This is a genomic window from Streptomyces sp. NPDC101165 (assembly GCF_044768135.1).
GTDB lineage: Bacteria > Actinomycetota > Actinomycetes > Streptomycetales > Streptomycetaceae > Streptomyces.
This window is the reverse complement of the sequence record NZ_JBIWPG010000008.1, coordinates 99101-122869: the sequence shown is the minus strand read 5'-3', so window position 1 is coordinate 122869 and position 23769 is coordinate 99101. Positions and strand designations below refer to the sequence as shown.

The 23769-nt window shown below is 72.0% G+C and carries 23 protein-coding genes, 1 pseudogene and 1 riboswitch; of the genes and pseudogenes, 12 read left to right on the top strand and 12 right to left on the bottom strand.

The features are described 5' to 3' along the window. Window positions 1–11 precede the first annotated feature (11 nt). The 5 genes from ACIRVH_RS18645 (at window position 12) to ACIRVH_RS18625 (ending at window position 5629) form a co-directional block, all read left to right on the top strand. Window positions 12–1745 (top strand): MFS transporter, encoded by a 1734-nt coding sequence (locus ACIRVH_RS18645; protein WP_403954258.1) that lies wholly within the window; start codon window positions 12–14, stop codon window positions 1743–1745. A 127-nt stretch (window positions 1746–1872) separates the two neighbouring features. Beyond that, entirely contained in the window at window positions 1873–2523 is a 651-nt protein-coding gene (locus ACIRVH_RS18640; RefSeq protein WP_403954255.1) for a class I SAM-dependent methyltransferase, read from the top strand. Between the two features lie 110 nt (window positions 2524–2633). Further along, window positions 2634–3596 (top strand): N-acetylmuramoyl-L-alanine amidase, encoded by a 963-nt coding sequence (locus ACIRVH_RS18635; protein ID WP_403954253.1) that lies wholly within the window; start codon window positions 2634–2636, stop codon window positions 3594–3596. Window positions 3597–3679: 83 nt separating this feature from the next. Beyond that, on the top strand, window positions 3680–4513 hold the full coding sequence (locus ACIRVH_RS18630) for a hypothetical protein (RefSeq protein ID WP_403954250.1): 834 nt from the start codon (window positions 3680–3682) through the stop codon (window positions 4511–4513). A gap of 105 nt (window positions 4514–4618) precedes the next feature. Next, entirely contained in the window at window positions 4619–5629 is a 1011-nt protein-coding gene (locus tag ACIRVH_RS18625) for an LLM class F420-dependent oxidoreductase (protein WP_403954247.1), read from the top strand. Here the strand turns inward: ACIRVH_RS18625 and ACIRVH_RS18620 are convergent. After that, window positions 5626–6192, bottom strand: coding sequence for a hypothetical protein (locus ACIRVH_RS18620; RefSeq protein ID WP_403954244.1), 567 nt, complete (start codon window positions 6190–6192; stop codon window positions 5626–5628). The two genes, ACIRVH_RS18625 and ACIRVH_RS18620, sit on opposite strands and share 4 nt — an antisense overlap. A gap of 327 nt (window positions 6193–6519) precedes the next feature. On the opposite strand from ACIRVH_RS18620, the gene ACIRVH_RS18615 reads away from it, so the two are divergent. The 3 genes from ACIRVH_RS18615 (at window position 6520) to ACIRVH_RS18605 (ending at window position 8864) form a co-directional block, all read left to right on the top strand. Further along, entirely contained in the window at window positions 6520–7383 is an 864-nt protein-coding gene (locus ACIRVH_RS18615) for a helix-turn-helix domain-containing protein (RefSeq protein WP_403954241.1), read from the top strand. Window positions 7384–7501: 118 nt separating this feature from the next. Next, window positions 7502–7900: a hypothetical protein gene (locus ACIRVH_RS18610; RefSeq protein ID WP_403954239.1), complete on the top strand. Its 399-nt coding sequence runs from the start codon at window positions 7502–7504 to the stop codon at window positions 7898–7900. A gap of 229 nt (window positions 7901–8129) precedes the next feature. Continuing rightward, complete coding sequence (locus ACIRVH_RS18605) at window positions 8130–8864, top strand: hypothetical protein (RefSeq protein WP_403954236.1); 735 nt, start codon at window positions 8130–8132, stop codon at window positions 8862–8864. Between the two features lie 63 nt (window positions 8865–8927). On the opposite strand, the gene ACIRVH_RS18600 is transcribed toward ACIRVH_RS18605, so the two are convergent. The 3 genes from ACIRVH_RS18600 to ACIRVH_RS18590 are packed head-to-tail and all read right to left on the bottom strand — an operon-like array spanning window position 8928 to window position 12171. Next, the gene (locus tag ACIRVH_RS18600) at window positions 8928–10007 is read right to left on the bottom strand and encodes a prenyltransferase (RefSeq protein WP_403954234.1); all 1080 of its coding nucleotides are present in this window, start codon (window positions 10005–10007) and stop codon (window positions 8928–8930) included. After that, complete coding sequence (locus tag ACIRVH_RS18595) at window positions 10004–10756, bottom strand: class I SAM-dependent methyltransferase (protein ID WP_403954231.1); 753 nt, start codon at window positions 10754–10756, stop codon at window positions 10004–10006. The genes ACIRVH_RS18600 and ACIRVH_RS18595 overlap by 4 nt, the downstream gene beginning before the upstream one ends. Beyond that, complete coding sequence (locus tag ACIRVH_RS18590; RefSeq protein WP_403954228.1) at window positions 10750–12171, bottom strand: glycosyltransferase family 4 protein; 1422 nt, start codon at window positions 12169–12171, stop codon at window positions 10750–10752. The genes ACIRVH_RS18595 and ACIRVH_RS18590 overlap by 7 nt, the downstream gene beginning before the upstream one ends. Before the next feature lie 220 nt (window positions 12172–12391). On the opposite strand from ACIRVH_RS18590, the gene ACIRVH_RS18585 reads away from it, so the two are divergent. Next, the gene (locus tag ACIRVH_RS18585) at window positions 12392–13030 is read left to right on the top strand and encodes a TetR family transcriptional regulator (RefSeq protein WP_403954226.1); all 639 of its coding nucleotides are present in this window, start codon (window positions 12392–12394) and stop codon (window positions 13028–13030) included. A 7-nt stretch (window positions 13031–13037) separates the two neighbouring features. Then, window positions 13038–13213: riboswitch (TPP riboswitch) on the bottom strand. Here the strand turns inward: ACIRVH_RS18585 and ACIRVH_RS18580 are convergent. The 4 genes and pseudogenes from ACIRVH_RS18580 to ACIRVH_RS18565 form a co-directional block, all read right to left on the bottom strand. Beyond that, window positions 13183–14028: pseudogene (locus tag ACIRVH_RS18580) on the bottom strand (tetratricopeptide repeat protein). (Overlaps the previous riboswitch by 31 nt.) A 68-nt stretch (window positions 14029–14096) precedes the next feature. After that, window positions 14097–14330: a ferredoxin gene (locus ACIRVH_RS18575; protein ID WP_094218068.1), complete on the bottom strand. Its 234-nt coding sequence runs from the start codon at window positions 14328–14330 to the stop codon at window positions 14097–14099. Between the two features lie 3 nt (window positions 14331–14333). Further along, entirely contained in the window at window positions 14334–15785 is a 1452-nt protein-coding gene (locus ACIRVH_RS18570; RefSeq protein ID WP_403954223.1) for an aldehyde dehydrogenase, read from the bottom strand. Between the two features lie 81 nt (window positions 15786–15866). Further along, window positions 15867–16748, bottom strand: coding sequence for a GNAT family N-acetyltransferase (locus tag ACIRVH_RS18565; RefSeq protein WP_403954219.1), 882 nt, complete (start codon window positions 16746–16748; stop codon window positions 15867–15869). Window positions 16749–16911: 163 nt separating this feature from the next. On the opposite strand from ACIRVH_RS18565, the gene ACIRVH_RS18560 reads away from it, so the two are divergent. Then, the gene (locus ACIRVH_RS18560; RefSeq protein ID WP_403954217.1) at window positions 16912–17943 is read left to right on the top strand and encodes an MBL fold metallo-hydrolase; all 1032 of its coding nucleotides are present in this window, start codon (window positions 16912–16914) and stop codon (window positions 17941–17943) included. Window positions 17944–17982: 39 nt separating this feature from the next. Next, window positions 17983–18426 (top strand): nuclear transport factor 2 family protein, encoded by a 444-nt coding sequence (locus tag ACIRVH_RS18555; protein WP_403954214.1) that lies wholly within the window; start codon window positions 17983–17985, stop codon window positions 18424–18426. On the opposite strand, the gene ACIRVH_RS18550 is transcribed toward ACIRVH_RS18555, so the two are convergent. From ACIRVH_RS18550 to ACIRVH_RS18535, 4 genes are all read right to left on the bottom strand, one after another. Further along, a complete protein-coding gene (locus ACIRVH_RS18550) occupies window positions 18419–19831 on the bottom strand; it encodes an FAD-dependent oxidoreductase (protein WP_403954211.1) in 1413 nt (470 codons plus the stop codon). The genes ACIRVH_RS18555 and ACIRVH_RS18550 overlap by 8 nt on opposite strands. Next, window positions 19824–21080: an MAB_1171c family putative transporter gene (locus tag ACIRVH_RS18545; protein ID WP_403954917.1), complete on the bottom strand. Its 1257-nt coding sequence runs from the start codon at window positions 21078–21080 to the stop codon at window positions 19824–19826. Before ACIRVH_RS18545 ends, ACIRVH_RS18550 begins: the two co-directional genes overlap by 8 nt. Continuing rightward, window positions 21080–21679 (bottom strand): hypothetical protein, encoded by a 600-nt coding sequence (locus ACIRVH_RS18540; protein ID WP_403954208.1) that lies wholly within the window; start codon window positions 21677–21679, stop codon window positions 21080–21082. The genes ACIRVH_RS18545 and ACIRVH_RS18540 overlap by 1 nt, the downstream gene beginning before the upstream one ends. 123 nt (window positions 21680–21802) lie before the next feature. After that, window positions 21803–22447, bottom strand: a complete 645-nt coding sequence (locus ACIRVH_RS18535; protein ID WP_403954205.1) for a helix-turn-helix domain-containing protein — start codon at window positions 22445–22447, stop codon at window positions 21803–21805. A 249-nt stretch (window positions 22448–22696) separates the two neighbouring features. Between ACIRVH_RS18535 and ACIRVH_RS18530 the strand changes: the two genes are divergently transcribed. Further along, a complete protein-coding gene (locus ACIRVH_RS18530; RefSeq protein WP_403954203.1) occupies window positions 22697–23752 on the top strand; it encodes a hypothetical protein in 1056 nt (351 codons plus the stop codon). The last annotated feature ends 17 nt before the right edge of the window (window positions 23753–23769 follow it).

The following is a 23769-nucleotide window of genomic DNA, read 5'->3' as shown; positions in this document are numbered from 1 at the left end:
GGCCTCACTCAATGACGCACACGACGACCGACAAGCCCCACCGGAGGGCCGGCGGAGCCGTGGTCCCGGTGCTCGCCTTCGCGGGCATCGTGGTCGCGGTGATGCAGACGCTGCTCGTACCGGTCATCAAGGACCTGCCGCAACTGCTGGACACCGCCCCCAGCAATGCCACCTGGGTCCTCACCTCGACCCTGCTGTCCGGCGCCGTGGCCACCCCGATCATGGGCCGCCTCGGCGACCTCTACGGCAAGCGGCGCATGCTGATCCTCAGCCTCGCCGTGATGGTGGCCGGCGCCCTGGTCAGCGCGCTCACCAGCCAGCTGCTCACCATGATCGTGGGCCGCACCCTCCAGGGCTTCGCCATGGGCGCGATCCCGCTCGGCATCGGCCTGATGCGGGACATGCTGCCGCGCGAGAAGCTCGGCTCGGCCATGGCCCTGATGAGCTCCTCGATCGGCGTCGGCGGCGGCCTCGCGCTGCCCGCCGCGGCCCTGGTCGCCCAGCACACGAACTGGCACGCCCTGTTCTACGGCGCCGCAGGCCTCGGCGCCCTCTCCATCGTCGTGACCCTCCTCGTCGTACCGGAGTCCCCGATGCGCGCCGAGGGCTCCTTCGACCTGCTCGGCGCGATAGGCCTGTCGACCGGTCTGGTGCTGCTCCTGCTGCCCGTCACCAAGGGCAGCGACTGGGGCTGGTCCTCCGGCACGACGCTCGGCCTGTTCGCCGCGTCCGTCGTCGTCCTCGTCCTGTGGGGCCTGTTCGAGCTGCGCGTCAAGGCACCCCTGGTCGATCTGCGGACCACCGCCCGCCGCGAGGTGCTGCTCACCAACCTCGCCTCGATCATGGTCGGCGTCAGCTTCTACGTCGTCTCGCTCGTCCTGCCCCAGCTGCTCCAGCTGCCGAAGGCGACCGGCTACGGCCTCGGCCAGTCCATGGTCGTCGCGGGCCTGTGCGTGGCCCCGCTGGGCCTGACGATGATGTTCACGGCGCCGGTGTACGCCCGCCTGTCCGCCCGCTTCGGCCCCAAGGTCACCCTGATCATCGGCCTGCTGATCATCGCGATCGGCTACGGCGGCGGCCTCGGCCTGATGGACGCGGCCTGGCAGACCATCGTCACGTCCGTGGTCCTGGGCGCGGGCATCGGTCTGGCCTACTCCTCCCTCCCCGCGCTGATCGTCGGCGCGGTCCCGGCCTCGGAGACCGGCGCGGCCAACGGCCTGAACACCCTGATGCGCTCCATCGGCACGTCCGTCTCCAGCGCCGTCATCGGCATGGTGCTGGCCAACACGGCGAACAACGTGGGCGGGCTCGCGATCCCGACCATGCACGGCTTCCACGTCTCCTTCCTGATCGCGACGGCCGCGGTGGCGGTGGGCCTGCTGCTGGCCCTCTTCCTGCCGAAGCCGGACCGCGCACCGCAGCTGCGGGCGAGCAGCGAGGAGGACGCGAACCTGAAGCGCGCGGAGGAGGTCCTGCGCGGCTTCCGCGGCCGGGTCCTGGACGCCGAGGGCACCCCGGTCGCCCGAGCCAAGGTCACCCTGATCGACCGCCGGGGCCGCCAGGCGGGCGCGACCCTCTCCGAGGCGGACGGGACCTACGCCCTCGGCGTCCCGGCCCAGGGCGCCTATGTCCTGGCCGCGCAGGCCACCGGGCACGGGCCGCACGCCTCGTCCGCCATCCACACCGGGGACGAGCGGGCGGTGGAACTGGACCTCTCCCTGCCCGGTGAGACGGTGACCGCCTGAGAGACATGCCACTCGTACCCCCTGTCGCTTCGGTGCCAGGGGGTACGACAGCATGGGGCGCCGAACACATCGGACACCCCTGACACGTCGTGCAGCCTCGACATGTCGCACAACCGAAAGGCCCCCCATGCCCGCCGCACCCAAGCCCGAGATCCTGGCCGCGTTCGAGGCCGCGAAGGGCTTCATGCCCGTGGACGAGGGGCTCGCCCTGTACGCGGCCGCGGTGGAGGCGGGACGGCTGGGGCTGCCCCTGCTGGAGGTCGGGACGTACTGCGGACGCTCGACGGTCCTGCTCGCGGACGCGGCCCGGCAGGCCGGCGTCAGCGCGCTCACCGTCGACCACCACCGGGGCAGCGAGGAGCAGCAGCCGGGCTGGGACTACCACGACCCGGAGACCGTCGACCCCGAGATCGGTCTGATGGACACGCTGCCGGCCTTCCGCCGGACCCTGCACAGGGCGGGGCTGGAGGAGCACGTGGTGGCGCTCGTCGGCCGTTCGCCGCAGATCGCGGCGATCTGGAACTCCCCCCTCGGTTTCGTGTTCGTCGACGGCGGCCACACCGACGAGCACGCCACCGCCGACTACGAGGGCTGGGCACCGCACGTCGCCGAGGGCGGCCTGCTCCTCATCCACGACGTCTTCCCGCACCCCGAGGACGAGTTCACCGGCCAGGCGCCGTACCGCGTCTATCTGCGCGCGCTGGAGTCGGGCGCGTTCACGGAGGTCTCCGTGACCGGATCGTTGCGCGTACTGCGGCGGACCGGAACGGGCGTCTGACCCGGGCTCACCCTTGATCACCCGTCGTCCGTGGTTCCCGTGGCGGCCCAGCCACCCGCCCGGCCCTCTCTGCCATGTGAAGGACTTGTGCGGCCGCTAGGGTGGCAGGCGTGTCGTACGTAGGCCCGGACTTCGATCCCCCGCAGCCCCGCCGTCCCCGGCGAGGGCCGCTGACCGTCGCGCTCGCCGCGCTCGTGCCCGGCGCTCTGCTGGGCTGGCTGGTGTACGAGGCGGTGGGCGGGTCCGGGGGTTCGGGCTCCGGCTCGGACACGGCGGGCCCGCAGACCTCCGCCGCCTCGCCGAGCACCGCCAAGCCCTGGTCGGCGCCGGCCACCGACGACAAGCAGAAGAGTCCCTCGCCGTCGCACACGTCGCGCACGTCGACCGCCGACGGCCCCCTCAAGGGCAAGGTCGTCGTCATCGACCCGGGCCACAACCCCGGCAACTTCTCGCACGCGGCCGAGATCAACCGCCAGGTGGACATCGGCACGAACAAGAAGGAGTGCGACACCACCGGCACGTCCACCAACTCGGGTTACACGGAAGCCCGGTTCTCACTGGACGTGGCCCACCGGCTGCGCACGATCCTGGAACAGCAGGGCGCCACGGTGAAGTTGACGCACGACGGCGACTCCCCGCCCTGGGGACCCTGCGTCGACGAACGGGCCCGGATCGGCAACAGCGCGCACGCGGACGCCGCCATCTCCATCCACGCCGACGGCTCCGCCGAGGGCGACCGCGGCTTCCACGTCATCCTCCCGGCGTCCGTGCACGCGGGCGCCGCGGACACGCGCCCGATCGTCGGTCCCTCCCGCGACCTCGGCGAGCGCGTCGCGGGCAACTTCCTCCGTGTCACCGGTGAACCGCCCTCCAACTACGTTGGCAAAGGTACCGGTCTCGTCACACGTGAGGACCTGGGCGGTCTCAATCTGTCAACGGTTCCCAAGGTCTTCATCGAGTGCGGCAACATGCGCGATAGCAAGGACGCGGCACTGCTGACCAGCGGCGCCTGGCGGCAGAAGGCCGCGCAGGGAATCTCTGAGGGAATCGTGAGTTTCCTGCGCGAGTCGTGACCGGCGGGCGGAACCGGCCGGACAGTGCGATCTTCCGGACGATAGTGTCTACCGACGACGAGACGACTCACGAAGGACCTGTTGTGAATATCCGCTCCCTCACTAGAGGCGACGGCGTGGTGATCGGAGCAGCGGTGTTGCTGTTCATCGCGTCGTTCCTCGACAACTACTCCGATGACAAGCTCCCGGACGGCTTCGACATCCCGAACCTGTGGGAAAGCGGACCGGTTCTGCTCAGTGTCGTCCTGGCGGGGATCATCGGCGCGGGGCTCGTCGTCTTCGCCCGGACCCAGTCGCAGCCGCTCAAGGTGGCGGGCCTGGACCTCGGCCAGTTCGGCGTGGCGTTCACCGTGTTCGCCGCATGGAGCGCCCTCGGCAACGTCATCGACCCGACCGGCGGTGTGAACAACCTCGGCAGCTCTTCCGACGGGCCGGACGCCGGCACGGGCCTGATCCTCGCCCTCATCGCCACCCTGGTGATGGCAGGCGCGGCCGTCGCCACCCCGCTGGTCCCGGCCCTGCAGGCGGGCCTGGCCCCGGCTCCCAAGCCGGCCGCCCCGCAGCCCTACGGCGCCCAGCCGCCCGGTGGTTACGGCTACCCGGGTGCCGCCCAGCCGCAGCAGCCGTACGGTGCCCAGCCGCAGCCGGGTCAGCCGTTCGGGCAGCCGCAGCCCCCGCAGGCCGCCGCTGCGCCGGCCCCGCAGCCGGCCGCCGGTGGGGACTTCTCGCCGTTCTGGTTCGCCGTGCCGGTGCCCCGGCAGCTGTTCGCCGAGGACGGTTCGCCCACGCCGATCGCCGAACTGGCGCCGGGCGCCTGGTACTTGGCTGTCGAGCAGCGCGGTGCCGCGTTGATCGCGCAGACCCAGGACGGCCGCCGTGGCGTGCTGCAGGACACCTCCGGGATCCAGCGCGGCTGAGCCCCACCCGTACCATCGCCGACGGCCCCTCGCCCTTCCGGGTGGGGGGCCGTTGTCGTACAGTCGCCTCCCGCTCATTGACTGACGTACCGTCAGGAGGCAGGCGTGCGGCTCGGTCTCGCGCTCGGCTACTGGGGCCGCGGCCCCTCCCCGGACCATGTGCCTCTCGCGCAGGAAGCGGAACGGCTCGGATATCACTCCGTGTGGACGGCCGAGTCCTGGGGCTCGGACGCCTTCACCCCGTTGACCTGGATCGCCGCGCAGACCTCGACGATCAGGCTGGGTACGGCCGTTGCCCAGATGGCGGCCCGCTCGCCGACCGCGACCGCGATGCACGCGCTCACCCTGGACCATCTCTCCGGGGGGCGGATGATGCTGGGGCTGGGTCTGTCGGGGCCGCAGGTGGTGGAGGGCTGGTACGGCCGCCCGTTCCCGAAGTCGCCGCTGACCGCGACCAGGGAGTACGTGGACGTCGTACGGCAGGTGCTGCGGCGGGCGGCGCCGGTGGAGTCGGACGGCCGCTTCCATCCGCTGCCGTACCGGGGGCCGGACGGCACGGGACTGGGCAGGCCGCTGAAGCCGATCACCCATCCCCTGCGGCACGACCTGCCCGTTCTGCTGGGTGCGGAGGGCCCCAGGAACGTGGCACAGACGGCCCGGATCGCCGACGGCTGGCTGCCGCTGTACTGGGCGCCGAGCCGGCCCGAGGTGTACGGGGACGTGGTGCGGGAGCTGCCCGAGGGGTTCCTGGTGGCGCCGATGGCGCGGGTGAAGGTGTGCGACGACGTGGCCGAGGGGTTGCTGCCGGTGAAGGCCATGCTCGGCTTCTACATCGGCGGGATGGGCCACGCGGTCCGTAACTTCCACGCCGACCTCATGGCGCGCATGGGCTACGAGGAGGAGGCCCGGCGGATCCAGGAGCTGTTCCTGGCCGGGCGCCGTGAGGAGGCCGTGCTGGCCGTGCCGGACGCCTTCGCCGACGAGATCTCCCTGGTCGGCCCGCGCGAACGGGTCGCGGAACGCCTCGAGTTGTGGCGGGGGGGTCCGGTGACGGACCTGCTGGCCCTGTCACCGGACCCGCACACCCTGAGGGTGCTGGCGGAGCTGAACGCCTAGCCGCCGCTCAGCTGCGAGGCGGACGGCACCTGGTTCTTGACCGGGGCGCCGGCGCTCTGGCCCGCGTCCTTCACCTTGTTGATGATGTCGTCGAAGGCACCGGCCGCGCCCTCGTCGCCGCTCCGCAGCCTGGACGGCAGGCTCTTGAGCCCCGCGATGCCCGCGGTGAGCGGCGCGAGGGCCTTGGAGAGCGTCGGATCGCCCTGGGCGTTCTTCTGGGCCGCCTTGAGCCGGTTGTAGGCGAAGGCGCCGGCCAGACCGGCCTTCACCAGGGTGAGCTTGCGGCCCTGGGCGCCCCTCTTGAACTTGCCCTCCTTCGCGGGCTTGACGATCCACTGGTAGACCGCGCCGGCCGCGAGGCCCGCGTTCGCCACGAACCGGGTCTTGGCGAACTTCTGGCGCTCGGCCGACGTGGTCGGACTGGGCGTGGCCGCATCGAGGGCGGCCACCTGCGAGGTGTCCTTCGTACTGGTCTTCTCGCTGCTGCCGCAGGCGGTGGAACCGGCCAGCAGGGCGCAGCACAGGGTGAGCGCCACGCAGAGACGCCGTATCGGTACGGGCACGAGGTCCTCCGGACGTGTCTCCCCGAGCGGGTGTTTCCTCCGGAAGCCTCACTCGGACGGCCGGTGTCCGCCACTCGGGCGGCGCCGTCCGGGTTCGTCGCCGCCACGGTTCGTGGGTCACGCCATCGCCAACCGGATGCACCACCGACACCGAGCGCCGTCCCGGCGTCCCGGGCGCCAGGCACCGGCAGCAAGCTCGGGCAGGTCAGAGCCGTGGGACGTCCCGCGTCATCCCTGGGACGGTGGCGTCCGTGGTGCACCTTCCCGCCCGGTCCCACAGTGGTGACCGGCCCCGGGACGGTCCCGGGAACCCGAGGGGGATGCGCGGTGAGACGTCGAGTGTGCCCGCAGGGCGGCCGCAACAGGTTCTACGCAAGACCCGATGCCCGGCTACGGCCGGGCATCCTCGGTTACCGGGGATTTCGACTGGCCGACGGCCCCGCACGGGAGCGGTTGGTCGTGCCGCGGGGGACGGTGTCCCTGCTGATCGGTTTCCAGGGTGAGACACACGTCGGCCGCCACGTGGGCAGGCTGTCGAGGACAGTGCCCGCCACCGACTTCCGGCACACCTCGGTGGTGTCGGGGCTGCACACCGGCGCCCGGGTGCTCGCGCATCACGGCGAGCTCCGGGGGGTGGAGGTCACCCTCGCCCCGTGGGCCGCCCAACGCCTCCTCGTCGGCACCACTCTCGGCGAGCTGACGGACGGCGTGGCGGATCCGGCAGAGGTGCTCGGGCAGCGTTTCCACCGCCTCGGGGAGATGCTGGAGGCCGCGCCGTGCTGGCAGGACCGATTCGCACTGCTTGACCGTAGCCTGCTGCGCTGGACAGCCGACTCCGGCCCGTCCCGCGAACCGTCCCCAGCCGTCCTGCACGCCTGGGACATCCTCACCCGCACCTCGGGCGCCGTCTCCATCCGTGAGGTGGCGGCGCGGACGGGTTGGGGGCTGCGGCACCTGGAGACCCGGTTCCGCGAGCAGATCGGGCTCGCGCCCAAGGGCCTCGCCCGCGTGCTCCGCCTGAACCGCGCGATCTGCATGCTGTCCAGGGGCCGGAGACAGGCCGACACCGCGCTCGACTGTGGGCTGTACGACCAGTCGCATCTCGCCCGCGAGTTCAAGGCGATGACGGGGATGCCACCGGGCCGATTCCTCGCCACCAGGTCGCAGTCCAGCTACTGGCTGGCGGGCTGAGCGGGAGATCACCCTGGCTCGTTTTCGTCCAATACGCGGTCGCGGGGCGGGTGTCAGTCTTCGGTCCGCACGGCTTGCCCGGCCGATCGCACCACTCGCATTCCTTCAGGAGCAATCGATGAAGAAGTCCCTGGCCGCTCTCGCGGTCGTCGGCGTTGCCGCCGCTTCGCTGGTCACCACCGCCCCGGCGGCCTCCGCCGCCGGATGTGTCACCAGCGGCATCACCACCGGATACCAGGGCCCCGGATCGGTGGCGTACAAGGCTGCCAGCGGTTGCAGGGACCTCAACCTCACCTACTCCTACGACTCGGCCGGCACTGGCTGGGACAGCTACGCCGGCTACTACAAGAACTCCTCAGGGACTTGGACCCGAGGCTCACGGGGCTACACCGGCCTGCTCAGTGACGGTGCCTACAGCCTCGGTTCGATCGTCCTCGTCTCGGACCTGACGAGCGGCCGAGCGTTCAGCGTCGCCAGCGACTACAACGGCGGTGACTGGGTCGTCATCACTCACTGAGATCCCGGCGGGCGCCGCCGGGTGCGGCGGCGCCCACAGGCGTTCCCTGCTGCCCTGAATCCTCCCGGAGGTACCGCAAGTCATGCCCCGCACTGCCCGCAGCACACGGGGCCCTCTTGGCCTGGGCATCGCACTGGCGTGCGTCGTCATGTCGTCTACGCTGACCGCGTGTTCGAACCCTCCGGCCAAGGCGGCGCCCGGGCCGGCCCTGTCGCTTCACCCGACCGCCGTGACGTACGGAATGCCGGCGGACCTCACCTCCATGGTGTTGCCGACGACCGGCGAAGAGACCCGCGCGACGCAAGGCCTTGAAGTCTTTGGCAAGCTGGCCGCCGCCTGGGTGGTCTTCGACTGTGCCCGGCAGCATGGCGAGACTCTGCCCGACGGGCCACCACCGATGTTCACCCGCTACTCCATGCTGCCCGACCTGGAGTTCCTCCGGGTCCACGGCTTCGACGGCGGGACCTTCGCTCCCGGTGCGCCACCGGCGAGGCGAGACTCGTCCGACGGTGCGGCCACTCCCGGCGCGGAGCTGCGGCGATGCATGGATCGGGCAACGCCCGTCACCCGTGAACTCCAGCAGGTCTACGCCCCCTTGCAGTCCCAGTGGTTCGCACGGTTGGCACCGCTCGACCGGGATCCCACTGTGCGCAAGGCCTACCGCTCCTTCGCGCGCTGTCTCGGCGACCACCATGTGAACGCCAAGGACGAGAACGACTTCTTCGGGCTCGTCGACCAACGCCTCCAAGCCTCGGACACCTCTGGGAGCCGCAGACTGGCCGCCGTCTATGCGACCTGCATGAAGCCCGTGGAGGCCGCCCGAAAGCCCTTGCGCAACGACCTCGCCCGCAAGTTCCGCGTCACCCACGCCGAGGAGATCGCTCAGGTACGTGCGGAACTCCCGGAGAAGGTCCACGAGATGGAGAAGGGCTACCGGATCCGCTTCTCGATCCCGAAACTGTGAGTCACTGCTGTCGACCTGATGGCATCGCGGCGCCGACCGCAAGGGCCGGGGCCGCCACCGCCGTCAGTCTCGGGCTTGGCAGCAGTCGGGGTCCAGGCCGGCAGGCAGGTGTTCCCCTCCGAAGACCGCGCAGGTGGCGTCGTGGCCGCCCAGGGCGGCGACGGCCAGCAGGAGGGAGCCCGCCGTCCAGGTGGTGAGCTCACGGGGCCAGATCGCGTCGTCGTCGAAGACGTAGCCCGTCCAGTACAGGCCGGTCTCCGCGTCGCGCAGGTGCTGGATGGACTGGAGGATCTCCAGGGAGCGGTCGGACTCGCCCATGGCCCACAGGGCCAGGGCCAGCTCGCTGGACTCGCCGCCGGTCACCCAGGGGTTGGGGACCACACAGCGCACGCCGAGGCCGGGTACGACGAAGCGGTCCCAGTCCGCCTCGATGCGGGACTTGGCCTCCGCTCCGGTCAGGGCGCCGCCGAGGACCGGGTAGTACCAGTCCATGGAGTAGCGGTCCTTGTCGAGGAAGCGCTCGGGGTGGAGGCGGATCGCGTGGCGCAGGGCGCCCACCGCCAACTCCCAGTCCGGCTGCGGCTCCTCACGCTGCTCGGCGATGGCGAGGGCACAGCGCAGGGCGTGGTGGATGGAGGAGCTGCCGGTGAGCAGCGCGTCCGTGGTGGGCGTGCCGTCGTCGTCGCGGCGCCAGCCGATCTGGCCGCCGGGCTGCTGCAGCCGCAGCACCCACTCCATGGCCGCGTGGACGGTGGGCCACATGCGGTCCAGGAAGGTGTCGTCGCCGGTCGACAGGTAGTGGTGCCAGACGCCGACCGCGATGTAGGCGACGAAGTTCGACTCGCGGGCGCGGTCGGTGACGTCGTCGTGGGCGCCGTCGGCGTAGGCGGCGTACCAGGAGCCGTCCTCGTTCTGGTGGGCGGCGAGCCAGGTGTACGCCCGCGCGGCGGCCTCGTGTTCGCCGGCCGCGTCCAGGGCCATGGCGGCCTCGGTGTGGTCCCACGGGTCGAGGTGGTGACCGCGGAACCACGGGATCGCGCCGTCCTCCCGCTGTACGGCGAGGATGCCGCGCACGGTCGCGGCGGCCTGCTCGGCGGTGAGGACCCCGGGCAGGACGAGGTGTTCTGTCCGGGGCGTCGTCACTTGGCGGACGCCCCGTCCGTCTCGGCGAGCCGCGGCAGGTGCGGCTTGGTCGCGTAGGCCACGAAGCTCTTGCCGATCAGCGGGTTCAGCGCCTGCTCGGCGACCCGGGTGGCGAGCGGCTTCTTCATGATGTCCCAGACCAGCAGCTTGTGGTACGCCCGCACCGGCAGCGCCTTGTCGTTGTCCACGCCGAACGCGCACTTCAGCCACCAGTACGGCGAGTGCAGGGCGTGCGCGTGGTGGGTGCCGTACGGCCTGAGGCCCGCCTCGCGGATCTTGGCGAGCAGTTCGTCGGCCTTGTAGATGCGGATGTGGCCGCCCTCGACCTCGTGATAGGCGTCGGAGAGGGTCCAGCAGACCTTCTCGGGGCCGTAGCGGGGCACGGTGATGGCGATGCGGCCGCCGGGCTTGAGCACGCGGACCATCTCGGCGAGCACGCCCTTGTCGTCGGGGATGTGCTCCATCACCTCGGAGATGATGACGACGTCGAAGGACTCGTCCGGGAAGGGCAGCGCCAGTGCGTCGCCCTCCATGGCGGTGGCGGTGGCGCCCGTGGGGGCCTCGCCGGCCTCCTTCATCGCCGCGAACCACTTGGCGACCTCGCGGATCTCCTCGGCGTTCTGGTCGAGGGCCACGACGTGCGCGCCGCGCCGGTAGCACTCGAAGGCGTGCCGGCCGGCCCCGCAGCCGAGGTCCAGGACACGGTCGCCCGGGGCGAGCGGGAACCGGGAGAAGTCGACGGTCAGCACGTGGCCCTGCTTTCGGAAGAGATGCCGGTGTCGGTCATGGCGGCTGCCGGGGCAGCGCTCGCTGCGGCCGCGGAGCGGCCGGGTTCTCCGACCGTGGAGCGGTGGACTCCTGCCACGGAGCGAGCGATGGCCTCGCGGTACCGGGACACCGTTCCCTCGGCGGCGCGGGCCCAGGTGAACCGCTCCAGCACTCGTTCGCGGCCCGCCGCACCGAGCCGCACGCGCAGCTCCGGGTCGCCCAGCAGTCGGCCGAGCCCGGCGGCCAGTGCTCCCGCGTCGCCGGGCGGTACGGCCAGGCAGGTCTCGCCGTCGCGTCCGGCGACCTCGGGGATCGCGCCGCCGGTGGTGGCGACCAGCGGGGTGCCGGTGGCCATGGCCTCGGCGGCGGGCAGCGAGAAGCCCTCGTAGAGCGAGGGCACGCAGGCGACCTCGGCCGAGCGGATCAGGTCGACGAGTTCGGCGTCGGAGATGCCCTTGACGAAGTCGACGGCGCCTTCGAGGCCGTAGCGCTCGACGGCCTGGGCGACCGGGCCCTCCGTGGGGCGCTTGCCGACGACGACGAGGTGGGCGGCCGGGTGCTCGGTGCGCACCTTGGCGAGGGCCTCGACGAGGAAGACCAGGCCCTTGAGGGGCACGTCCGCGCTGGAGGTGGTGACGATCCGGCCGGGCACCTCGGGCACGGCGGGATTCGGCGAGAACAGGTCGGTGTCGGCGCCGATGTGGACGACGTGGATGCGGTCGTCCCGGACGCCGAGGTGGTCGACGATCTCCTGGCGGGAGGTGCCGGAGACGGTGAGCACGGAGGGCAGGCGGCGGGCGACGCGCTTCTGCATGCGGGTGAAGGCGTACCAGCGGCGCACCGAGTAGCGGCGCTGCCAGCCCTCGGCCGCGTCCAGCTCCAGCTGCCGGTCGACGGTGATGGGGTGGTGGATGGTGGTGACCAGGGGGGCGCCGATGTCCCCCAGCAGCCCGTACCCGAGCGTCTGGTTGTCGTGGACGACGTCGAACTCGCCGCGGCGGGCGCGCAGATGGCGGCGGGCGCGCAGGGAGAAGGTGAGCGGCTCGGGGAAGCCGCCGGTCCACATGGTGGCGACTTCGAGGGCGTCGACCCAGTCGCGGTACTCGTCCCGCTTGGGGGTGCGGAAGGGGTCGGGCTGGCGGTAGAGGTCGAGGCTGGGCAGCTCGGTCAGGGTCAGGCTCGGGTACCCCTCGTCGAGGACGGGATAGGGCTGTGAGCCGATGACCTCCACCCGGTGGCCGAGGCGGGCCAGCTCGCGGGAGAGGTGTCGTACGTAGACGCCCTGGCCGCCGCAGAACGGGTTCCCTTTATAGGTGAGAAGCGCGATGTTGAGCGGTCGCTCGCCGTCGGCTGCAAGGTCCTTCGGGGACCCGGCCTCCCTGGCCTCAGCGGTCACTCTGGACCCCCTTCTCCCTGCACTGTCCCGCGAGACTACGACGGGACGCTAATCTAGAACAAGTTTCAGACTTGATCGTTCAAGAGGCTCTGAATCTACCGGCAGGTAGGGGCCATGTGAGCAGTGGATCAGGTGATTCACGCCACGACGACGACCCCCGCCGTGCAGGATGATCACAAGCCCTACAGACACCCTCACCGACTGTCACGGAACGGGACCCATGCCTGCGGAATCCAAGCTGGAAGCCAATAGCGTCCGGCCCCCTTCGGCGCCGCTGACCGAGCGGCAGGAGGCCCGCCGCCGCCGGATCCTGCACGCGAGCGCGCAGCTGGCCAGCCGGGGCGGTTTCGACGCCGTACAGATGCGCGAGGTCGCCGAGTCCTCACAGGTGGCCCTCGGCACGCTGTACCGCTACTTCCCGTCCAAGGTGCATCTGCTGGTCGCCACGATGCAGGACCAGCTGGAGCACATGCACGGGACGCTGCGCAAGAAGCCGCCGGCGGGCGACACGGCGGCCGAGCGGGTGGCGGAGACCCTGATGCGGGCCTTCCGCGCGCTGCAGCGCGAGCCGCACCTGGCCGACGCGATGGTCCGCGCCCTGACCTTCGCCGACCGCAGCGTCTCCCCCGAGGTCGACCAGGTCTCCCGGCAGACCACGGCGATCATCCTGGACGCGGTGGGCCTGGAACACCCGACCCCCGAGCAGCTCTCCGCGGTCCGCGTCATCGAGCACACCTGGCACTCGGCGCTGATCACCTGGCTCTCGGGCCGCGCCTCCATCGCCCAGGTGAAGATCGACATCGAGACGGTGTGCCGACTGATCGACCTGACGGAGCCGGACGCGACGAACCGTCGCTGAACAGGCGAAACCTACGAGACGGGTTCCCTTCGCCGGCATGGTCCGGATCAGGTGATGGGGGTCGCCGTCGAGCCTGACTGCTGCTTTTCGGCCTCTCAGCCCTACCGTCGCTGTCGGCCTCGGCGGATGCATGTACTTCACGCCAAAGTCGGCTACTCCGGTCGGACTCCCTCACTCGCCTCGTAGGCTGCTTCCAGGATAGTCCCGATGCCGCACGAAAGAACCAGGCAAATCGGATTATTTTCTGCCATGGTGCCGACCTGCAGCCACGCCTGGGCGACCGGCTCCAGCCCGCTCCAGCTCCGCCCCGGCAGCACCTCGCCGGCCCACTGCTCCAGCAGGCGGCGGGCCTCCGACTCGGGGGCGGCCAGGGACACGCTCTGTGCTCCCGCGTGGACCGTGCGCTCCTGTTCGTGGGTGCCCTCGCTGCAGCAGGCGCACAGGACCTCGAAGCTGCTCGCCGGCTCGGCGCCGTAGCCCTGCTCCAGGAACAGACCGATCAGGGCACGTTCTCCCCCGAGCTCTCAACTTCGTTCGAGCAGGGAGGTGCCCCCATCCCGGCCGCGGGTAGGGCAGAGGCGGTCGATCCAGACGACCTCGCGTTCGCCGCCGGTGTCCAGGCGCACACAGGCCGCGCCGAAGCGGCCGTTGATCTCGCCCTCGCCGTCCGGGAGGTCGATGCCGAAGCCGGCCCACGCCTCGCGGGCGGTGGTCCAGTCGCGCTGGATGGTGGCGGCGATGCCGAGGTTCCAGTACGCCGGGTCGCCCTCGCCGCGCGGGGCGCGGGCGGCGGCCTCGCGGCCCGGCTCGTACGCCTTCGCCCAGTTGCGCAGCATCTTGTGGGCGAGCGCGGCGTCGTACCACCACACCGCGCTGCGCTTCTCGTCCGGGTAGTGCGCGAGGACCCGCTCCAGCAGACCGGCCGCGGTGAGCCACTCCTCGGCGTCCCACGCCTCGTAGGCCTCGTCGATCAGCCGCTCGGCCTCGGACCTGCGCACGCTTTCCCACCCCGGTCGGTACGAAGATCTTCGGAACCGCAGGAGAGTGCCCCGCGGCTCCGACACCGCTAGTCCTCGGGCGGGAACACCGGCTCCGCGCTGCCCACCAGCGTGATCATGATGGCTTCCACCGGGCAGCTCTCGGCGGCCTCCAGGACCTGTTCGCTCGCGTCGGTGTCCGGTTCCACCGGGTGGGACTGGCGGGCGGAGTCGAGACGGAAGCCGTCCGGGGCGTGGTGGAGGCACTGGGCCGAGCCGATGCACACGGACCGGTCGACCTCGACGTGCCAGCGGTCGCCCATGAGCTATGCCCCCGCCGGGAGGTGGATCATCTTGTGTTCCAGATACTCGCCGTAGCCCTCGGGGCCGAACTCCCGCCCCAGGCCCGAGTTCTTGTAGCCGCCGAACGGGCCGAGCATGTCCAGGCTGAAGGTGTTGACGGAGTAGGTGCCGGTGCGGACCTGCCGGGCGACCTCGATGCCGTGCTCGACGTCGGCCGTCCACACACTGCCGGACAGGCCGTAGTCCGAGTCGTTGGCGATCTTCACGGCCTCCTGCTCGTCGCCGTACGGCAGCAGGCAGATCACGGGGCCGAAGATCTCCTCGCGGGCGATGCGCATGGAGTTGTCGACGTCACCGAAGAGGGTCGGTTCGACGTACCAGCCGCGCTCCAGGCCGGGCGGACGGCCGCCGCCGGTGAGGATCTTGGCGCCCTCCTCCTGGCCGATGCGGATGTAGTCGAGGTTGCGCTGTTGCTGGCGCCGGGCGACCAGGGGGCCGACCTGGGTGGCCGGGTCCAGCGGGTCGCCGAGCTTCAGGGCGTTCGCCGCCTGCGCGAAGGCGTCCGCGAACTCGTCGTAGCGGGTGCGCGGGACGAGGATGCGGGTCTGGGCGACACACGCCTGACCGTTGTTCATCCAGGCCGCCGGGACGATGCCCGACACGGCCGCCTGGACGTCCGCGTCCGGCAGCACGACCGCCGCCGACTTGCCGCCCAGCTCCAGGGTGACGCGGGTGAGGTTGCGGGCGGCCACCTCCATCACCCGCTTGCCGGCGGCGACCGAGCCGGTGAAGGACACCTTGTCGACGCCGGGGTGCCCGACCAGGTACTCGCTGACCTCGCGGTCGGCGGGGAGGATGGACAGGACGCCCTCGGGCAGCCCGGCCTCGCGCGCGATCTCGCCGAGGAGGTACGCGTCCAGCGGCGACTCCGGGGACGGCTTGAGCACGACCGTGCAGCCGGTCAGCAGCGCGGGCGCGAGCTTGGCGGCGGCGACGAACTGCGGGACGTTCCACGGGACGACGGCCGCGACCACGCCGACCGGTTCGCGCGTCACGAGGATCGGGCCGAGGACGCCGTCGCGGCGCTCCTCGTACGGGAAGCTCTGCGCGACCTTGATCGCCGAGTCCCACACCATCATCGCGCCGAGCGCCTGGGCGAGGACGCTCCAGGAGTACGGCGAGCCGTTCTCCGAGGAGATCACGCGGGCGATCTCCTCGTGCCGGGCGAGGATGCCGTCCTTGATCCGGGTGACGACCTCGATCCGCTCGGCCAACGAGGCGCGTGGCCAGGGGCCTTCGTCGAAGGCGCGGCGCGCGACGGCCACCGCCCGGTCGACGTCCCCCTTGGAGGCGTGCGGCACCCGGCCGATGACCTCCTCGGTGTGCGGGGAGATCACCTCGATGACGTCCCCGCCCAGCGGGTCGGTCAACTCCCCGCCGATGAACAGCTGTCCGTGTTCCACGAGCTCCGTCATGGCCGACCGCCTCCCGCCGCACCGCCTGTTTCTGACGCTGTTTCAGAACTGATACCAGTTCTAGTCGCGGTAGGCCAGACGTCAGAGGTCGAGCTGGTACTCGAACGTCGTGTGGGTCGGCGCATAGCCGAGGGCGTCGTTGATGCGCATCATGTACGGGTTGTTGTCGGCGGTGTCGGTCAGCAGGCCGCCGAGATCGGGGTGCCGTTCGAGGGCGTGCCGGACGGAGGCGGCCTTCATCCAGCGGCCGAGGTCATGGCCGCGGTGCCGGGGGAGGACGCCGGTGCCGTAGTGCTGGCCGTCGCCCTTGCCGTCGCCGGGGACCACCAGTTCGGTGAACCCGGCGATCGAGCCGTCCGACTCGTCGACGGCGGCGACGGTGTGCAGCAGATCGCCCCGCTTCTCGACGGCCGCGGCGGCGGCCCTGACCCGCCCCAGGTCCCAGGTCACCGTGCCGAAGTCGGTGCTGCCCATCGGCATGTCGTCCATGGCGTGACGCGACTCGACATACGTCTCGGCGAGGTCGTCGGGAACCGTGCCCTCCCAGGAGGTCAGCCGGTAGCCGGGGTGCGGCTCCTCGATGATCGCGGTGAGAGCCGTGGCGTCCGCCTCGGCCAGCGGGAGCCGGGTGAAGACCAGGGTCAGGACCCTGTGGAAGCCCCGGGCCGACAGGAACCCGGCACCGGGAGAGCCGGCCTCGGCCTGGGTGATGACGCAGCGCCGGCCGTCCTCGCGCGCGGCGGCCACGGCCGCCTCCAGGAGCCGGGTGCCGATGGCCCTCCGCCGCTCGGCCGGGTGGACCCGCAGCTCCAGTTCGGCGAGATGCTCCTGCCCGGCCCTCGTGAAGAGGCGCAGGAACGCCGACCCGACGGGGACTCCGTCGGCGTCGGAGGCCAGCCACGCCGGACGGCGGGAGGACGGTCCCGCATCGGGGTCGGTCAGCGGGGTGATGCGTATGGTCAAGATGTCTCCATCGGCCTGGGTGATCGGCGGCCCGGAGAACGTAGTTGCTCCGGCTCGGACGCGGCAAAGGGTTAAAGCAGCGGCACTTGGATATCTGACGATCAGTCAGTTCTGGTTATAGTGGGCACCGGTCGTGGGGTGCGGGCGGCGGGGTGGAGGGCACATGACGGAGACGTTCGATCACGGCGGGGGCGTACGGTCCATCCAGGTCCCCATTCCGGACAACCCGCTCGGGTACACGCTGGTGTACGTCGTGGACACCGACCGGGGCCCGGTGCTGGTGGACTCGGGCTGGGACGACCCGGCGTCCTGGGAGGTCCTGACCGCCGGGCTGGCGGCCTGCGGCACCTCGGTCGCGGAGGTGCACGGGGTGGTCGTCACCCACCACCACCCGGACCACCACGGTCTTTCGGGGCAGGTCCGCGAGGCCTCCGGGGCGTGGGTGGCGATGCACGCGGCCGACGCGGCGATCGTGCGCAGGACGCGCGAGACGCGTCCGGAGCGCTGGTACGCGTACATGGCCGCCAAGCTCACGGCGGCGGGCGCGCCCGAGGAGCACGTCGCTCCGCTGCGCGCCGCCCGCCGCCGCACCTTCCCCGGACTCACCCCCGCCCTGCCCGACCGCGAGATCGTCCCCGGCGAACTCCTCGGCCTGCCGGGCCGGCGGCTGCGCGCGATCTGGACCCCGGGCCACACACCCGGCCACGTCTGCCTGCACCTGGAGGAGGAGCATCCGGCCCAGCTGCCCGGCAGCGGCAGCGGGCGCCTGTTCTCGGGCGACCACGTCCTCCCGGAGATCACCCCGCACATCGGCCTGTACGAGGACCCCGACGACGCCACGGTGACCGATCCTCTCGGCGACTACCTGGACTCCCTGGAGCGGGTCGGCCGCCTCACCCCGGCCGAGGTGCTCCCCGCCCACCAGTACGCCTTCACCGACGCACCGGCCCGGGTACGACAGCTGCTCACCCACCACGAGGACCGCCTCACGGACCTGTTGGCCCTCCTCTCCGAGCCGCTCACACCCTGGCAGCTGGCCGAGCGCATGGAGTGGAACCGCCCCTGGCAGGAAATCCCGTACCCGTCGAGGAACATCGCGGTCTCGGAGGCCGAGGCCCACCTGCGGCGTCTGGTGAAGCTGGGGCGCGCGGAGCCGGTGGCGGGGAGCGAGCCGGTGGCGTATGTGGCGGTGTGAGTGGATCGCGGGAGGGAGAGGGGGCTGTTGGATGGCCTCATGGACCCTCTGGAGCAACTCTTCGGCGAACGCGCCTGCGAGCGCCTGATCCTCGACTTCGTCCACCGGCTCGATCTCGGTGAACCGTCTTCCGTGGCCGAGCTGTTCACCGAGGACGGCAGCTGGGCGTGGCCGGCGGGCGAACGCCTGGTCAAGGGCCGGGAGGCGCTGCGCGAGTACTTCGGCTCCCGCCCGGCCGACCGGCTCTCGCGCCGCCTGATGTCCAACGTCCTCGTCACCGTGACGTCCCCGGACACGGCCACCGCCGTCTCGTACTTCTCGACCTACCGCGTCGACGACCATCGGGGCGGCCTCGTCCCCGCCGAACCACCCGTCCAGGTCGGCCACTACGAAGACGCCTTCCGGCGGACCGACGGCCGATGGCTGCTGGAGACCCGCGTTCTGCACCTGGCGTTCGCGGGCCCGACGCCGAAGGTCAGCTGAGCCCGGCCGCCTCCCGTTCGGTCCGGCTCAGCGGCGGGCCGGGCAGGGGGCCCCTGCGGGGTCCGAAGCAGATCGTCCACAGCATGTCGGGGGCGAAGAGGCGGGTCGGCGGGGTCTTCAGGCTCATCACGTCCAGCAGGCCGCGCAGGGCGCGCGGGTTCCCGGATCCGGCGGCGACCGCCTTGTCGACGTACGCGGTGAGCAGCCGCTCGACGGCGGTCGGCGGCTGGGGTGCGGCGCCGGGGTAGTACGCGTCCTGGCCCACGGCCAGGTTCCAGGCGTTGCCGACCGGCCGGGCCACCGCGCGCTGGATGCGGCGGGCGGTGCCGGGCGCGGCGGGGCCGTGGCGGTCGAGGACCCGGCCGAGTTCCTGCACGCTCTGCGCGGCGACGGAGAGGCCGTGGCCGTAGACGGGGTTGTAGCCGGCGACGGCGTCCCCGATGACCGCGAAGCCGTCCGGCCAGGTGTCGGAACTCTCGTAGTAGCGGCGGCGGTTGGCGGTGCTGCGGGTGGTGACCGGGTCGGTGAGCGGCTTGGCCCCGGCGATGAGGTGGCCGATGATCGGGTCCTTGAGTCCGGTGAGCGCGAAGTGCTCGAACTCGTCGGGGTCGGCGGTCGGCCGGCCGCCACGCGTGCCCGAGAGTGTGACCAGCCAGCGGTCGCCCTCGATCGGTACGACGACTCCGCCCCGCCCGGGCGCGTCGCGCGGGTCGGCCTGGACGTTCACGACCGGGTAGCGCAGGGCGGCCGTGCCGTCGGGGGCCGCGTAGACCCGGCTGGCGTAGGCGACGCCCGCGTCGACCACCCGCTCCTCCACCGGGGCGTGGCCCAGCTCCCGCAGCCACTTGTGCGCCTGGGAGGCGCGGCCACCGGCGTCGATCACCAGGTCGGCGTGGAGGGTGGCGAGTTGTCCGCGCGGCCCGTCGGGCACGCGGACTCCCGTCACCCGCCCCTTGTCGCCCGCGAGGCCCGCGACCCGCGTCCCGTCCCGCAGCGTGATCCGGCGCCGGCCGAGGACGTCGGCCCGGATCACCGCGTCCAGCAGGTCCCGGCTGCAGACGATCATGTGGTGCCGGGAGTCGGTGAACCGCCGGAACCACTGCCCCGAGGGCGCCTTGCTCACCAGGTCGGTCATCACGTCGATCAGCCCGGCCCCCCTGCCGACCAGTTCCCCGGTGACACCCGGCAGCAGTTCCTCCAGCGCGGCCACCCCGCCGGACCACAGCAGGTGGGCGTGGCGGGCCTGCGGCAGCCCCTTGCGCGGCTCGGGGCCCTCCGGCAGCCGGTCCGCCTCGACGATCGTGACCTCGTGGAAGCGGCTCGCGAGCACGGAGGCGGCGAGCATGCCGGCCGTGCTCCCGCCGATGACGATCGCGGTACGGCGGGCGGTGGCTGTGTCAGGCATGAATGGTGAGACCTTCTGTGGCGACCGCCTCCCGGCGGAACGTTTCGACAACCGACGAGTGGAACCGCAGAGCCTGCGCGATGCACTCCAGCTCGCTGTCGCGCTCCGGGCTGCCGCCGGACACGGGGCCGGGCCCGAACCCGGACCCGTCCGCGGGCGCCGGCTCCATGTGCCCTGTCTCCGGCGGCTCGTCCCCGGTCCCCGGCGAGCGCAGGATGTCCGTGGCGATCAGGATGTCCACCGCCCCGGCGATGCCCCGGGCCACGGAGTCGGGGTGGCCGGCCGCCGTCGCCGCCTGATGGGCCCGGTGGCGGCGGGCGGGGCTGAGGTGCGGGGAGAGTTTGAGGAGGCCGTCGTTGATGGCGGCCCGGCGCAGTTCCAGGCGCAGGTCGGCGCCGCTGACCCGGCCGGTCGCCGGGGCGGCCGGGGGCGTGACGACGAGCATCGCCTGCCACAGGGGCTTGAGGCGCCGGTGGGTGCGGACGAGGCTGCGGCGCTCGTCGACGACCGGGCCGGCCTGTCCGGCGATGAAGCCGACGGCGACCAGTCCCGCCTCGGCGATGGCGAACGGCGGGGCGACGTACGTCGACAGCCAGTCCCAGTCACGGCCGCTCCAGCGCGCGCCGATCGCGGCGAGCTTGGCGACGTCGAAGATGAGCCCGAGCGCGTAGGCGACCTGGAGGAAGACCACGGCCCGGCGCAGCCAGGTGTCCTCGACCTCCTTGAACCAGGCCCACAGGATGCCCGCCGCGACCAGCGCGGACACCATGTGCGCGACCAGGTAGAGCAGCGCGAACTCACGCATCCAGGGCGTGTTGGCGTAGTAGGTGTCGAGGTCCCGCAGCCGCTCGACGTGGTGGTCGCCGAGCAGGAACGTCGTCCACAGGCCGAGGATGATGGCGCCGTAGACCATCCACACCGTGCGGGTACGCCGGCTGCGCACCGCGGACGGGGGCTCGCGCCAGGTGATGATCAGCCAGAGGCAGGCCCCGCAGTAGGCGGTGAGGAGTGAATAGACCCAGAGGCCCGCGAAGTTGGGGATGCCGGTGATCTCGTTGAGGTGGTGCAGATTGCCCGGCGGCAACGAGGCGAAGACGACCGCGCCGATGCCGAGCAGCAGCGCGGTGGCCCGCAGGATCGGGTCCTGCCAGGCCCGTCTCAGCAGCGGCAGCTTGATGACGAAGGCCACCGCGAGCAGCACCGCGGGGACGGCGTAGGCGGCGAACGAACCCGCCATGTCCCAGCGCATCACGGCCCGCCGATGTTGCCCAGCGAGGACGACAGCCGCCCGGTGAGGGTGTCCTGCGTCGTCCACCCGGCCGCCGCGCCCGGACCGACGACCTTGGAGAACTTGGCCGCCAGCCGCAGCCCGCACTCCTCGGCCTCCCACTCCGCCTCGGCCGCCGCCGCGGCGGGCGACCGGGTGGCCATGGCGACCACCTGGTCCCAGGGGATGTCCTCCTCGGCCTGGGACAGCAGCCGGCGTGCCGCGGCGGGCATGCCGGCCGGGTAGTGCACGTCCAGCGTCTGGTAGTGGATGTGGCCGATCTCGTGCCCCGCGATGACGAACTTGTGCTCGTCGGGCGCCCGGTCCTCGACCACGACGACGTACTGCTCGTCCATGGCGAAGGTGACCCCGGAGACGTCCAGGCCCGGCGGGAAGTTGACGAACTTCAGCCGGACCGGGCGGTCCAGCTGCGGGCTGAGCGTGGCGCAGACCGCGTGCAGGAACGCCTTCGGCTCGGTGGGCGGGGTCAGTGTCCGGGCGGTGTCACGGACGAGCCGGTCGAGGAACCGCTTCGGCGACCTGGTGGGTCTGCGGGACTTCGGCGATCGGTCGGGGCTCATGCGTCGTCCTTGCGGTCGGCGGGCGTGCGGCGACCATAAGGCGGGGAAGAAGGTAACGGCACGTTCCCGCACTCGCAACGATCATTTACGGCCAGATCTGGATCAGTTACGGCCGGAAGCGCATCAGACACGCCCGGCGCCCCTCAGGTCCCCGCCCTTCGCGGCCCCGGCACCCGCCGCTTCCCCGGCGCCCCCGGCCTGCTCGGACGCGATGATCATCTCCGCCAGGTCCGCGAGCGTGGCCAGCTGACGGGCGTTCATCTGCGGCGCCCGCGCGGCCAGTCGGACCAGTCCGCTCTCCCGCAGCCGCAGCAGCGGGTCCGCCTCCGCCTCCAGGACCTGCAGCACCGGCTGCAACGCCTCGTGCAGCGCCTCCGGTTCGTCCGCGGTGAAGAAACCCGCGGGCAGACCGAAGAACCTGCGCAACCGGTCGATGTGTTCGAGGCTCGGCATTCCGCTCTTGCGCCACTCGCTCAGCCACTGCCGGCTGGTTCCGGCGATCCGGGCCAGCTCGTCCAGCGAGTACCGCTTGCCGTCGGGCCGGCGCCGGGTCTCGCGGATGAAGTCCAGCCGTTGCCGCACCCGCCCGGCGAGGCATCCCTCCGACGCCCGGCCGCCCGAGAGCAGCTCGACGACGACGCCGACCGGGATGCCGGTGCGGTGGGAGAGGCCGGCAACGTCCAGGACCTCCGGCAGCCGGCCGGGCCGGCCGGTCAGCTCGCCGAGGCGGTCGAGTACATCGGCCAGCGGGGCGTAGGCGTCACTCACCGAGGTCCCCCCTGGGCGTGTCGTCCGTTCCGTGGCTGAGCTGACGCGAGGCTACCCGGTCACCAGTGCGCCGACCAGACGTGACAACTCTCGCTGCGGAATTAGGCAGCAATCGTTGACAGTTGAGGGTGCGGTGGGTGAGGATCGGGGCACAGAGAGCAAGATCGACCCGCCTCGGGTGCTGCCTATGGGGGAGCAGCATCCGGGGCGTACCTCTGTCCGCCTTCTCCCCACGAAGGTGAGCCCCCGATGCCGCATGCCGTCCTTCTCCTCGGAGTGAGCCACCGGGCCGCGTACGACGCGTACCCGCTGGAGCGGATCGCGGCAGTCCACCCGGTGGTGCTGGTCGACCCGTCCCCGCCCGTCTGGGCACGTCCGTACCTGGCCGGCCACATCGCGGCCGACCCCGGCCTGGACGCGGCCACCGCGGAGGCGATCGCGCGCTACGCGTTACGGCACGGGGTGAGCGGCGTACTGACCTGGACCAGGCAGTACCTGCCCGCCGCCGCACACATCGCGGCCCGGCTGGGCCTGCCCGGCATCCCGTACGAGACGGCCGCCGCCTGCGCCGACCCGACCGCGTCGCAGGTGCTGCTCGCCCGGCACGGGATCGCCCCGGCCGGCCGGGAGGACACCGAGGCCCCGCTCGTCCGCGCCGAGACCGTCGTCCTGGACGACGAGGTCCGCATCGCCGCACTGACCCGCACGGCACCGGGCCCGCCGCCCGCCCGGCAGCCGCTGCGGCACTCCGTGCACGCCCACGACGGGCTGCTGCACAACCGCTTCCTGCGGCAGACGGTGGAGCGGACCGTGCGCGCGCTCGGCCTCACGCACACCGTCGCCCACATCGGCCTGCGGCTCACGGCCCGCGGCCCCCGCGTCACGGACGTCCTGCCGCACCTGCCCGGCGATCTGATCCCGCTGCTGGTCGAGCGGGCCACCGGTGTCGACCTCGCCCGGGCCGCCGCCGCTCTGGCCGTCGGCCGGCTCCCGGACGTGACGCCGACCCGGCAGCGGGCGGCCTCGATCCAGTTCGCCTACCCGGCCACGACCGGCCGGCTGACCCACCTGGACATGGACCCGGCCGCCGCGTACGAGCCGTCCGCCGAGCGCATGGTCCTCACCCGGCAGCCCGGCGACCACGTCACGGCGGCCGCCCACGCGGACCCCGAGGACCGCCTCGCGCACTGGGTGGCGGAGGGCGAGACCCCGGCGGACTGCGCGCACACCCTGCGCCGCATGGCCCGCCACCTGACCGTGGCCGTCACCCCACCGGCCCCGCCGGCCCGGCCGTTCGCGGCCTAGCGGGCCAACACCCGCAG

Coding starts and splice junctions, on each gene's coding strand:
- ACIRVH_RS18645 (WP_403954258.1), top strand. CDS start 12: ATGACGCACACGACGACCGACAAGCCCCACCGGAGGGCCGGCGGAGCC.
- ACIRVH_RS18640 (WP_403954255.1), top strand. CDS start 1,873: ATGCCCGCCGCACCCAAGCCCGAGATCCTGGCCGCGTTCGAGGCCGCG.
- ACIRVH_RS18610 (WP_403954239.1), top strand. CDS start 7,502: ATGAAGAAGTCCCTGGCCGCTCTCGCGGTCGTCGGCGTTGCCGCCGCT.
- ACIRVH_RS18585 (WP_403954226.1), top strand. CDS start 12,392: ATGCCTGCGGAATCCAAGCTGGAAGCCAATAGCGTCCGGCCCCCTTCG.
- ACIRVH_RS18575 (WP_094218068.1), bottom strand. CDS start 14,330: ATGGGCGACCGCTGGCACGTCGAGGTCGACCGGTCCGTGTGCATCGGC.
- ACIRVH_RS18570 (WP_403954223.1), bottom strand. CDS start 15,785: ATGACGGAGCTCGTGGAACACGGACAGCTGTTCATCGGCGGGGAGTTG.
- ACIRVH_RS18560 (WP_403954217.1), top strand. CDS start 16,912: ATGACGGAGACGTTCGATCACGGCGGGGGCGTACGGTCCATCCAGGTC.
- ACIRVH_RS18555 (WP_403954214.1), top strand. CDS start 17,983: ATGGACCCTCTGGAGCAACTCTTCGGCGAACGCGCCTGCGAGCGCCTG.
- ACIRVH_RS18550 (WP_403954211.1), bottom strand. CDS start 19,831: ATGCCTGACACAGCCACCGCCCGCCGTACCGCGATCGTCATCGGCGGG.
- ACIRVH_RS18545 (WP_403954917.1), bottom strand. CDS start 21,080: ATGCGCTGGGACATGGCGGGTTCGTTCGCCGCCTACGCCGTCCCCGCG.
- ACIRVH_RS18540 (WP_403954208.1), bottom strand. CDS start 21,679: ATGAGCCCCGACCGATCGCCGAAGTCCCGCAGACCCACCAGGTCGCCG.
- ACIRVH_RS18530 (WP_403954203.1), top strand. CDS start 22,697: ATGCCGCATGCCGTCCTTCTCCTCGGAGTGAGCCACCGGGCCGCGTAC.